Source organism: Paenibacillus sp. P13VS, from assembly GCF_015143645.1.
Classification (GTDB): Bacteria; Bacillota; Bacilli; order Paenibacillales; family Paenibacillaceae; genus Paenibacillus; species Paenibacillus xylanilyticus_A.
This window is the reverse complement of record NZ_WYEV01000012.1, coordinates 143,998-156,103: the sequence shown is the minus strand read 5'-3', so window position 1 is coordinate 156,103 and position 12,106 is coordinate 143,998. Positions and strand designations below refer to the sequence as shown.

Annotated in this window: 10 protein-coding genes; 2 read left to right on the top strand and 8 right to left on the bottom strand. The window is 50.5% G+C overall.

The window, feature by feature from the left end; genetic code table 11:
• Positions 1–154: 154 nt before the first annotated feature.
• On the bottom strand, positions 155–1,378 hold the full coding sequence (locus tag GUA98_RS24580; RefSeq protein ID WP_153979661.1) for an amidohydrolase family protein: 1,224 nt from the start codon (positions 1,376–1,378) through the stop codon (positions 155–157).
• Between the two features lie 152 nt (positions 1,379–1,530).
• On the opposite strand from GUA98_RS24580, the gene GUA98_RS24575 reads away from it, so the two are divergent.
• Positions 1,531–1,722: a hypothetical protein gene (locus GUA98_RS24575; RefSeq protein ID WP_153979662.1), complete on the top strand. Its 192-nt coding sequence runs from the start codon at positions 1,531–1,533 to the stop codon at positions 1,720–1,722.
• A 34-nt stretch (positions 1,723–1,756) separates the two neighbouring features.
• Here GUA98_RS24575 and GUA98_RS24570 read toward each other — a convergent pair whose 3' ends face one another.
• A complete protein-coding gene (locus GUA98_RS24570) occupies positions 1,757–2,311 on the bottom strand; it encodes a methylated-DNA--[protein]-cysteine S-methyltransferase (protein ID WP_193724681.1) in 555 nt (184 codons plus the stop codon).
• A gap of 65 nt (positions 2,312–2,376) precedes the next feature.
• Positions 2,377–3,081: a DNA alkylation repair protein gene (locus GUA98_RS24565; RefSeq protein WP_193724680.1), complete on the bottom strand. Its 705-nt coding sequence runs from the start codon at positions 3,079–3,081 to the stop codon at positions 2,377–2,379.
• Between the two features lie 191 nt (positions 3,082–3,272).
• Here GUA98_RS24565 and mgtE point away from each other — a divergent pair, with 191 nt between their 5' ends.
• Positions 3,273–4,649 carry a magnesium transporter gene (gene mgtE, locus GUA98_RS24560; RefSeq protein ID WP_193724679.1) on the top strand — a complete coding sequence of 459 codons (1,377 nt, stop codon included), beginning with the start codon at positions 3,273–3,275 and terminating at the stop codon, positions 4,647–4,649.
• 156 nt (positions 4,650–4,805) lie between these two features.
• On the opposite strand, the gene mmsB is transcribed toward mgtE, so the two are convergent.
• From mmsB to GUA98_RS24535, 5 genes are all read right to left on the bottom strand, one after another.
• On the bottom strand, positions 4,806–5,969 hold the full coding sequence (gene mmsB, locus GUA98_RS24555) for a multiple monosaccharide ABC transporter permease (protein WP_095359718.1): 1,164 nt from the start codon (positions 5,967–5,969) through the stop codon (positions 4,806–4,808).
• Positions 5,953–7,503, bottom strand: coding sequence for a multiple monosaccharide ABC transporter ATP-binding protein (gene mmsA / locus GUA98_RS24550; protein WP_095359719.1), 1,551 nt, complete (start codon positions 7,501–7,503; stop codon positions 5,953–5,955). Before mmsA ends, mmsB begins: the two co-directional genes overlap by 17 nt.
• A 21-nt stretch (positions 7,504–7,524) precedes the next feature.
• Complete coding sequence (gene chvE, locus GUA98_RS24545; RefSeq protein ID WP_095289592.1) at positions 7,525–8,610, bottom strand: multiple monosaccharide ABC transporter substrate-binding protein; 1,086 nt, start codon at positions 8,608–8,610, stop codon at positions 7,525–7,527.
• Between the two features lie 305 nt (positions 8,611–8,915).
• Positions 8,916–10,193: a response regulator gene (locus GUA98_RS24540; RefSeq protein ID WP_227780086.1), complete on the bottom strand. Its 1,278-nt coding sequence runs from the start codon at positions 10,191–10,193 to the stop codon at positions 8,916–8,918.
• Between the two features lie 38 nt (positions 10,194–10,231).
• Positions 10,232–12,088, bottom strand: a complete 1,857-nt coding sequence (locus GUA98_RS24535) for a sensor histidine kinase (protein ID WP_153980814.1) — start codon at positions 12,086–12,088, stop codon at positions 10,232–10,234.
• Positions 12,089–12,106 lie beyond the last annotated feature (18 nt).

Below are 12,106 nucleotides of genomic sequence, written 5' to 3'. Positions count from 1 at the left end.
TACAACCAAAACCGATTTCAGAAAAAACTAAACGACCGTTCCCCGGTAGAATACCGGGAAACGGCCGCAGCTTAAATCTTGTCTTTTTTTGTACTGTCTACTTGACAGGGTTATGACCAGTTTCCCGTGGCTTCACATGATTTCTGCATTTCCCTTATACAGTTCCACTCACCATTTGCCCCTTGTACCATACCGCCTGCCGGGCAGATTTACGGGCAACAGCTTCCGCCGAGCAGCTTGCCTGAACCAGTACAAAGCTCGCCGCATCGCCTACTTTAGGCCAGACTTGATTCCCCTCCGTATCCAGCGGTGTAACTCCACCCGTGATGAAACCAAGAGACTGGGATAACGAACGTTCATCATTGTATCCATACAATTCGGCGAAGCGCCCTGCTTTCTCCAGTTGATCTCCACTGCCAAAAGGTGACCAATGATCGGTCAGGCTGTCTGTGGCCAGCTTCACGTTGACCCCGACGCGATGCAGCATCGGAAGGGGCATAACCATTTTGCCAATGGGTACCGTTGAAGCCACGCTCATGCCAAGAGCGGCCATACGCTTCGCCATATCCTCCGCCTCCTGCGGCTCCGCTTGAGCGAACCAAAATGCATGACTCACCGTGACCTTCCCTTGAAGTCCTGCCTCTTCCGTCAGGTCAACGAGTCGCTGCAGCGTTTGCTTGCCCGGCTCATTGCGATCATGCAGATGGATATCGATCCCCGCCTGATGCTGCACAGCCAGATCTACCATGGCATGCAGCGATTTCTCGATATGCTCATCCACCGTATGAGGATCAAGACCTCCCACGATTGCAGCCCCTTCTTGCATGGCTTGATGCATGAACTCCACCGAATTGGAGCGAAGCAGCCCATGCTGTGGAAACGCCACAATCTCCGAGGAGAGCTTGCCCGAGAAAGTTTCCAGTGCCTGTCTGGTGGCCTCAAGCCGTTTTAACCCGCTGACGGGCTCAATGTTGCAATGGCTGCGTACATGAGTGGACCCATAACCCTGAATCAGATGCAGGATACTCTCCGCTTGACGTTTCGCATCCGGCAGCAGCTTGGGCAGCAGCACCTTCTCTTCTTCAATCCGTTCGAAAATGCTGGATATGCGCCTTACGGCTTGCCAAGGTCCATCGTAATACGTTTTATCCAGATGGATATGAGCTTCTTCGAACGAAGGCAGCAGCAGCTGCCCTTTAGCATTATATTGAGGCAGATCCGTCTGAAGTTCTACTCCCTCATCCTTCATCTCAGTAATGATTCCGTTCTCCACCCGAAGCTGGGCCTTCTTTGTCTGTGTTCCCGTTACCTGGCCCTCTTCCGTAACATAACCCTGCTCCAACGTTACGTTAGTCAACCAATATGCCTGATTTAACATGTCATCCCTCTTTCCACGAAGTGTGCCGTGCATGGTATCGATCATCTGTGCTCTATGGTACCATAGGGTTGAACGAGGCAAAAATATGTAAAACGTTGGTGTTCCATACGAGGATCGTTTGGATCTGACTAGCGGAAAGGTGTGCCCTCAACATGAATAAATGGCTTCATATCTTCGTAAGCGCAATCGCAATTACACTTTTCATGATGCTGTACTATACGGTAACCGGGACGTCCCTTTCAGAAGTACGTTGGGGTTCGTACACGGTGATCCTCCTACTTGTTCTCGTTATTCCACAGACGCTCGGAACGATAATCAGAGAATGCAAAAACAGGCACAACTAAGTGCCTGCACCCTATCCCCCTAAACCACCGCTCTTCAAAAATGAAACCGCTCATGCCCGCCATCCGTCACGCCTTCAATCCGCTCTAAGTCCAGCAGTCTGCGCTTCAACTCCAGGCCTCCGCGAAATCCGGTCAGCTTGCGGTTGGCACCGATGATGCGGTGACATGGTAACAGAAGGGGAATGGGATTCGCTCCGTTCGCAGCCCCAACTGCACGAACCGCCGTAGGTCTGCCGATTGCAGCTGCAATGTCGCCGTATGTGCGAACTTCACCATAAGGGACACGTCCCAGCTCCTTCCACACCTGCTGCTGGAATGCTGTGCCAATCAGATCAAGTGGAATCTCATCCGTATAACGAGTCTGCTCCCCTGCAAAGTAAGCTTGCAGCCAGTCCACCATGCCTGTCCCCTTTATGGCTTGTTCATCTTCTGCCAGCTCTGCTCCCGGGGCAATCCGGGCAATCCAGCTGCTCCAGTCCTCCAACGTTTCATTCGGCATGACAATACGGCAGATCCCTAGTTCCGTAGCGGTCAACACCCACGGACGTCCGTCCAGCTCCAAGGCAGACCATATGATCTTTTTTCGCATGTGTCCACGCTCCTCCCTATTGAGTATTTCATTTCGTTTCTTTCTATATAAAGAAGGTTCCGCTGCTAAACACGAACAGATCTCTTGGTCTTCCGCTTCATGCTGCGAATCATCTGCTTGGTCTCCGGATCCACGCGATAGGACTCCGTTATTTTCTGCAGAGCTTTATTGTAGGTGAAATCATCAAGCGTATTGTTTTTCAAATAGTGCATCGTCACTTCCGGCTGCTTCACATAGGCCATCGATATTGCCCATGCTACCGCCATTTTGACGTAGTACGCTTCATGTTTAATCTGATCCAATGAGACCAGAACCCGATCAATGTATGTCTCATCCAGATAAAAGTTCAATAGCATGACCACGCCAAAACGTATCTCGTACTCCTGATCCGACTTCAGATAAGGCTGCAGGAAATTCCACACGGATTCTGCATGTACCCTCGTATATTTCAATCCAGCGCAGAAGCTGTCACATATCGACCAGTTATCAATCTTGGGAACAAAAGCGGCGACATGCTCCAGCCATTCATCCAGATCCGCCTGGACATGACCAATAACCATGGCCTGCAGCATCACTTCTTCGAAATAGTCATCGTCAGCCGTCTTCAGGTACGCACGCCAGTCCCCTGCAGCGATCTTTTTCGCCATCTTTCGTATCGCAGGCAATCGAACACCCATCAGATTCGTAATATTGGGAATCAATGCAGCCGAGAATTTTTGGTACTCCGGTTCGGCCAGACTGAGCAGCTGTGTTCTAATCTCTGTTTCCACTCGTGCAAGTCCTCCTCATCAGTTACTTGTACAACCAGTATATCTCCGCAGCGCCTATTTGTAAGCCCGTTCCGAATGGTTGAGCAAGATTTCAATAGCGTAGTCCACGCTTCACTCATCCCATTTGCTGTTTACCTCGCTTACATTGCGTTTAAAAATACGGAGCCCCGCCTCTAGAAAGGAGTCTTGATATGAACAAGAACGGACCTCAATCGCCTAAGAATAATTCAATCGAAGAAATCACCGAGCTGCTGGTTCAATATGTACAAACCCAAGACCTCCCCGAATTTTATAAAGCGATAAAAGAGCTTCATCCCTACGATCTTACGCTCATCTACAAAAAGTTTCCCGAACAGGAAACGAAGCGGCTGCTGCTGCTGTTCAAGCCTGATGTTCTCGCCGACATGGCGGAATCGCTCAAGCTTCATGACCAGATTAAGCTGTTCGAACAGCTAGGGCCGGAACGTACGCTTGAGGTCATGCAGCAGATGGACAAGAGTGATCTGATCAAGTTCCTGCATGATTTGCCTGCCAAACGCAGGGAACACCTGTTGTCGAACATGCATCTCGACCATTCTGCCATTATCCGCTCCGTGCTGAACTATCCGCCGGAGACAGCCGGCCGGATCATGACCGACCGTTACCGCACTCTTCTGGCACATGAGACTGCGAAGGAAGCGATAAGGGAATCCCAGGGCACGCCGCCTATAGCGTCAACGAGCTATCTGTATGTAACGGATGATGAAGGCAAACTCGTTGGAGTGGTCAGTCACCGTTCCCTGCTTCAGGCGGGTGACAAGACCCGGGTAGAGGAGCTGATGACCAAGCGTGTCATCTATGCGACTGTGGACATGGACCAGGAAGAAGCTGCGCAGCTGCTGCAGCGTTATGAATTTATCGCCTTACCCGTCGTTGATGAGAACCACAGACTCTGTGGTGTCATTCAGATGGATGATGTCATTGATATCATCATGCATGAAGCCAGTGAAGACCTTGCGAAGATGGGTGGCGGCGGCAAGGATATTGATTTTGATACCAAGCCACTCGTGGCGGTCAAACGCAGGCTCCCCTGGCTCATCCTGTTACTATTCATCGGACTCATCTCAGGCAGCATTGTGGACTTCTTCGAGGATACGCTGAATCAGGTCGTTGCTCTCGCATTTTTCATGCCCATGATCGCCGGTATGACCGGAAATACGGGAACACAGTCTCTGGCTGTCGTCGTTCGTGGTCTCATTGGTCGCAAGCTCGACAAATCCACCGTACTGGCGTTGATTGGCCGGGAAATCAAGGTAGGTACCCTGATTGGACTTGTATGCGGAGTCATGATTACAGTTATCGCCTACTTCTGGCAAGGGGACTGGCTGCTCGGCACCATTATTGGCGTGTCCCTCTTCTTCACACTCGTGATCGGTACACTGACAGGTACATGTATCCCCTTATTGCTAAGTCGCTTCAAGGTTGATCCCGCCGTTGCCTCCGGGCCCTTGATCACTACGCTGAACGATATATTGTCGCTGTTTATTTACTTCGGGATCGCAACCCGGTTTCTGGATGCACTCATGTAAAACCGGCTGTGCCTGACATACGGAAAACAGACCCACTATGAAGGATAGCGGGTCTGTTTATGACTTTCCAAATGAATGAACATTTTGCATCTAATCCTAAGTGAAATCCAAGCTATAAGTTATCGATGAGATGAAATGATCTATTTTTCTATCACTCTAAGCCGATCTTTTATTTTTATTGTAGATATCGAAGGCTACGGCAAGCAGAAGCACCAGACCTTTAATTCCCTGCTGCCAGTCAATGCCCAATCCAATGAGGGACATCCCGTTATTCAGTACCCCCATAACCAAGCCGCCGATGATGGCTCCAAACACGGTTCCAATACCCCCGGAAGCTGAAGCTCCACCGATAAAGCAGGCAGCAATCGCATCCAGTTCGAAGTTGGTACCCGCTCTTGGGGTAGCCGCATTCAGACGAGCAGCGAAGATCAGACCGGATACAGCAGCGAGTACACCCATGTTTACAAATACCCAGAACGTTACCTTTTTGGTTTTGACTCCGGATAATCCTGCTGCCTTTTCATTTCCACCAAGTGCGTACACATGACGTCCCATTACAGTGCGGTTCATGACGAAGGAGTACACGACGATCAGCACAAACAGCAGGATCAGGATATTCGGAATGCCAGCGTAACTTGCAAGTACGAAGGTGAACAGGTTCGTTACCGCCGCCACAACAATCAGCTTGAGCAGGAAAAGTCCCTGTGACACCACCGCGAATCCGTATTTCCGCTGGGAGCGGCGTTCCCGCAGTTCATTTACGATATACCAGATTGTAAGTGCAATCCCTACAAGAATCGAGATGAGACCGAAACCTGAGAATTGGATATCAGGCAGGAATCCGGAGCTTATCTTTTGGAATCCCCCCGGAAAAGGAGAGATGGACTGGCCCTCCAGCACAATCATCGTCAAGCCGCGGAAGAGCAGCATGCCCGCAAGAGTTACGATAAAGGCAGGAATCCGCACATACGCGATCCAGAAGCCCTGCCAGGCTCCGATTAACGCCCCTACCAGCAAAGAAGCAATTACCGCCAGCCAGGCGGGAAGCTGCCAGTCAACCATCATAATTGCCGCCACTGCACCGACAAAGGCTGCAACAGATCCGACCGACAGATCAATATGTCCGGTAATGATGACCAGTACCATCCCGATGGCGAGCACCAGGATATAGCTGTTCTGCAGAATCAGATTCGTAATATTGATTGGCTTCAGCAAGAGCCCGCCAGTCAGCACCTCGAACAAGATCATAATGACAACCAGTGCGATAATCATGCCGTATTGGCGTATATTGTTTTTGAACAGTTTAGTTAGCATTTCCATGCTTCTCGCCTCCAGACTTCGTCATATATCTCATCAACGTTTCCTGCGTCGCTTCCTCGCGGCTGACTTCACCCGTGATGCGCCCGGCATTCATGACATAAATTCGGTCACACAGGCCCAGAACCTCCGGGAGCTCGGATGAGATGACCAGCACGCCTTTGCCCTCAGCAGCAAGCCGGTGAATAATGGTATAGATCTCGAATTTTGCGCCCACATCGATTCCGCGGGTCGGTTCATCCAGAATGAGAATATCCGGTCCGGCAAATATCCATTTGCTCAGCACCACTTTCTGCTGGTTACCCCCGCTCAGATTGCCGGTTTTCTGAAGGATGCTTGGGGCTTTGATATTCATGCTTTTCTTCATCTCTTCGGCAACCAGCACTTCTTCACGTTCATTCACAACGGCGTTTTTGGTCAGCTTGCCCAGGCCGGTCAGTGAAATATTGCGTTTGATATCATCCATAAGAATGAGCCCGTATTCCTTCCGATCCTCTGTCACGTAGGCAAAACCGTTCTGAATTGCTTCCGTTACACTGTTGTTCTGAATCGGTTGGCCATCCTTGATGAGCTGACCCGATATGTTGCGACCATAGGATTTGCCAAATATGCTCATGGCCAGTTCCGTGCGTCCCGCACCCATCAGACCGGCTATGCCGACGATTTCACCACGCCGAATGTTCATGTTGACCCGGTCCAGCACTTTGCGATCAGCATGATGCTCGTGGTAAACCGTCCAATCCTTCACTTCCAAAATGACGTTACCAATATCGGCATGACGCTCCGGATAGCGGCTTGTCAGATCACGGCCAACCATTCCACTGATAATCCGGTCCTCGGTGACGTTATCCTTCCTCATGTCCAGCGTCTCGATGGTCTTGCCATCCCTCAATATCGTGACGGAATCCGATACCTTGGACACCTCGTTCAGCTTATGGGAAATCAGGATACACGCAATTCCCTGCTTCTTGAACTCCAGCATTAATTGGAGCAGGTTCTCACTATCGTCCTCATTCAGCGCTGCCGTCGGTTCATCCAGGATGAGCAGACGAACCTTTTTGGAGAGTGCTTTTGCAATTTCAACCAGCTGCTGCTTCCCTACACCGATGTTGGATACAAGGGTGTTCGGATTTTCGCTCAAACCCACTTTGGAGAGCAATTCACGTGTGCCGACCAATGTTTCTTTCCAGTCAATGATGCCTTTGCTGGCACGCTCGTTGCCCAGGTAAATGTTCTCGGCAATGGACAGGTAAGGGATCAGTGCAAGCTCCTGATGGATAATGACGATTCCCAGATCCTCGCTCTGCTTGATGCTTTTGAACTCACATGTTTTCCCCTGGAACAAAATATCCCCTTCGTACGTTCCATGTGGATATACACCGCTAAGCACTTTCATCAGTGTGGATTTACCTGCGCCGTTCTCACCGCACAGGGAATGGATTTCACCTTCCCGGATCTTGAGATTGACGTTTTCCAGTGCTTTGACACCAGGAAAGGTTTTGGTGATGCCCTTCATTTCCAATATGATTCCGGTCATGGGACTTGCTCCTTTCCATTATTATTTCAGTCCGATTTCCTCTTTGGTGTAATAATTGGAGCCGACAATGTCCTTCTCCACATTGGTCCGGTCCACGGAGATCGGGTCCAGCAAATAGGCCGGGATTATTTTAATACCGTTGTTATATGATTTTTCGTCATTCACTTCTGCTTGTTTTCCTTGTAAAATGCTATTGGCCATCTCTACCGTCTGCTCCGCGAGCTTGCGTGTATCCTTGAATACCGTCTGTGTCTGCTCTCCGGCAACAATGGATTTGATGGAAGCCAGCTCCGCGTCCTGTCCAGTAATAACAGGCAGAGGCTTACTTTCTGATCCGTATCCAACGCCTTTCAGTGACGAGATGATGCCTATGCTGATTCCATCGTACGGGGACAACACGGCATCCAGGTTATCTCCGGAGTAATAGGCACTTAGCAAGTTATCCATCCTCGACTGGGCAAGTGCTCCATCCCAGCGTAAGGTCGCAATCTGTGCCATTGTGGTTTGGTTGCTCCGTACCACAAGCTTGCCGGAATCGATATAGGGTTTCAGTACAGACATTGCACCGTCGAAGAAGAAATACGCATTGTTGTCATCGGGTGAGCCGCCAAACAGCTCGATGTTGAATGGTCCTTTGCCTTCCTTGAGGCCAAGCTTCTGCTCAATGTAGGAAGCCTGCAGTACCCCAACCTTGAAGTTGTCGAACGTCGCATAATACGTGAGATAAGGCGTGTTCCGGATCAGGCGGTCGTATGATATGACTTGGATGCCCTCATCGTGGGCCTTCTTGATTACATCCGTCAGTGTATTGCCGTCCACGGATGCAATGACCATCACATCCACTCCCTTGGTGATCATGTTCTCAATCTGTGAAATCTGATTTTCGACCACGTCCTCAGCGTACTGCAGATCTGTCTTATATCCTTGTTCCTGAAATAGTCGGACCATGTTCTCTCCGTCACCGACCCAGCGCTCGGACGATTTCGTTGGCATGGAGATGCCAACATATCCTTTTTCCTTGCTGCCTGTTCCGCTCTCAGCCAGATTGCAGGCCGATAACATCAAGGTCATCACCAGAAGCCAGATCATCACTGCTCCTTTTTTCATATCAAGTTCCCCTTTCCTCGAATCATGCGGATCTGATTGTGTTTCACAAGATAACGCTTACAATCCAGAAATGAACTTCAATTGCCTTCTGTTTCTGCCTGATCCCATCGTAGCATTGTCAGGTTTAAACAGTCTTTGCAGCTTTTGAACCTTTTTTATAAAAATTTAACTTTTGTATTCTCAGAAGGAGTACCTCATCCCTATCATTGAATACAGTTCCAAATCCATCCCCAGGCACGAAAAAAAGAGCTGATCCGCTTCGCAGAAGCAGATCAACTCTGTTGTCTTCGCCATATCTTATGATGCTACACTCGGTCTGCGGAGGCACTCTGCCCTGTGCCCCCATCCTTCCGGTACTGTGCGGGTGAAATGCCCATCACTTTCTTGAACGCCGTGCTGAAATAGTGCTGGGTATCGTAACCGACCCGTTCTGCAATGCTGTGGATAGGCAGTGACGTTGAATCCAGCAGCTGTACTGCTTTGCGGATGCGGGCATGGGTAACCAGGGTTACGAATGTATCGTTTAACTCTTTCTTGAGCACCCGGCTGAGATATACCGAGGAGACTTGCAGACGCGAAGCGAGCGATTCCAGTGTCAGTTCCCGATCCGCGTACCCTTCATGAATGATCTGCCGAGCTCTGCGCACCAGCGGAGACAAGCGGGCTTCCCCATAGATAAGCTCACGGCATAACTGGTAAGCACTCGGGACGTCCTCCAATGCACCTGTATTCTGCTCCACATGAGCATGAACAGCAATGTTGAGACAGGCACTGATTTGCTGTTCAATCGTGCAATCCAGTTCTTCCGGAGCTGCCTGCCAGAGACAGAAGCCAATTAATCCATTCGGGTCCCGGAACAGGACATGGGGAAGATCTCCCAGCAGTTCACCGATAATATTCTCCACGGCAAACAGAAACAATTGACGATCATTCTCCCGCATAAGGGACTGCCGTGCTTCCGCAGCAGGCCAGCGGACGACCCCGATCTGCACAGGCGGATCCGATGGCAGGCGCAAGAACGTAAGCTGCTCTGTCAGATCTTTTCCTTCCGCCCGTCCTTCCAGCCACTCCAGACAAAAACGCTGACGGAGCAGCGGAATATTGCGCTCGATCTGGTCGGCAGCCTGCTTGACGTAGGCCGTACGTCTATGTTCTTCATCCATGCGCTGTTTCAGTCGCATAAGCGCAGCGTGCAGCCGCTCTGCATCTACTGGCTTAAGAATGTAATCCTCCACGCCAAGTCGCACAGCCTCCTGGGCATAAGCAAACTCATCATGCCCGGAGATGATGAGGCAGCGGCAATCCGGACACTCATCCTGGAGGCGACGGATCAGATCAATGCCGTTCAGAAATGGCATGTTCATATCGACTAGAAGGATATCAATACCGAACTGGACAGCCAGCTCCAGCGCTTCCTCTCCGTCCTCCGCTTCACAGGCAACCTCCATGCCAAGCGCCTCCCAGTCAATGGCATCCCGAATGCCTTCGCGAATAATCGGTTCATCATCTGCAATCAGCACTTGGTAACGCCGGGCCGACTGCAATGTCTGGGCTGCAGCCACCGATGCTGCCGTATTCTCCATCTCTGCTTCTGTCCAAGCTGCTTGGATCATTGCTTCCTTCATTGACTATCCCGCCTTCCCTCAGTATCGAATTGCCACGCTTGTGGAAGTTCTTTCATCAACGGCTGAGTGATGGTTACACAAGTCCCTTCACCTTCCCGACTATTCAAACTAATCCCATAATCTTCTCCAAAAGAAAGCCGAAGGCGTGCCTGTACATTCAGCATGCCATAGCTTTTGCCGCCCTGACCAGCTTCCTGTGTTTCCATGCTTTCCAAGGGTGTACCAAGCAGCTGCGCCATCTCGTGCAGCCGCTCGCTGGACATCCCGGCGCCATCATCCTGTACCGTCAGAACCAGCTTATGATCTTGTACTTTGGACTCAATTCGAATCTTACCCGGACCTCGTCTGCCCTTAATCCCGTGATAGATGGCATTTTCCACAATAGGCTGCAGCACCAGCTTAAGCACAAACAGCTCCTTCAGCTCCTCCGGAATCACCAGCTCACATTGAAGTCGATTCCGGTACCGGGTCTGCTGAATTTGCAGATAACTGGATATATGTTCAACCTCGGATTGCAAGGGAATGAAATCATTGCCTTTGCTGAGCCCGATACGAAATAGTCTGGACAGGGCGCCCACCATCTCGGATACATCGTCCACACCTTTCCTTTGTGCCATCCAATGGATCGTATCCAGGGTGTTATATAAAAAATGAGGTTTGATATGCTCCTGCAGGCTTCGCATTTCAGCATCCCGTTTTTGCCGCTCCCGTAATTCGTTAAGGGACATGAGCTGCCGGATCTGTGCCAGCATTCGGTTAAAACTTCTACCCAGCATGCCGATTTCATCAGCCCGATCGCTCCAGCGGCCGGATCTGAGATTTCCCGTTTCCGCCCTGCGCATATAAGACATTAACCGGAAAATAGGCTGAGCGATGGAACTGGAGAACCGAAGGGAAGCACTCAGACCAAAGAGACAGACCACGAACACAAAACTGACAACGTAAAACTGGATCTGGCGCACTTCCGCTATCGATTCCCTCGCCGGAAATACGCCTACAGTTCTCCATCCTGTAAACGAAGAAGACTGGTACATGAATAACAACTCCTTCCCATCCGCTTCAGCGTTGAATATTCCGCTATCCCCGGAAGGGAACCACGCGGATGGAATCTGCTCAACAAGGGGGTTGTCGGGCATATAGACACTTCGCCCTTCTGCATCGGTCACCATCACATATCCGGATTTCCCCAGCGTCACATCTCTGGCGGCCTGAGATACGGTACGCAGTTTCAGGTCAATCATAATGACACCGAGCACACGTCCTGATGTTTCATCCGTGATGGAACGTGCAACAGACACAATTTCACTATCCTTATACCGAACATGTGTCGTGATGTTGCGCTGTCTCGGTTGACCCAGCACAGTAAAAATGCCGGCATTCCGGGACGCACCTTGGTACCACTGCTCCTGGACCAGGCTCTGATTGGTTTTCGGGTACATCTCGTTGCTAATGTAATCTCCATTTCCATTCACAAGGACAATTCCTGCAATCTCCGGATACAATGTCGTGAATCCCTGCAAAAACTGCTTGATCCCATACAGTTGATCCTGATCTGTGGACTGGTTCGAATCGCCACCGGATACCGCTGCTCCAGTATGACCGTCAAACTCCGTTTTCCCTTCCATGAACGCACGGATATCCGGGTCAAACGCGATCAGATAGGTCATGTTTTGCAAATTCTCCATCTTGCTGTCGAGTGCTTCATTGACTTTGCCGATCAGCTGCATCGTGTGTCCCTCGACCTGCCTTTCAACAATCCGTTCCACAGTCCAGTTCACCAGCAGTCCGAGTCCCATTGAAGGAACGATGGCAAAAAGCAAAAAGAGCAGCATCAGCTGATAACGCAGCGGCATATTACGCAAACGCAGCCT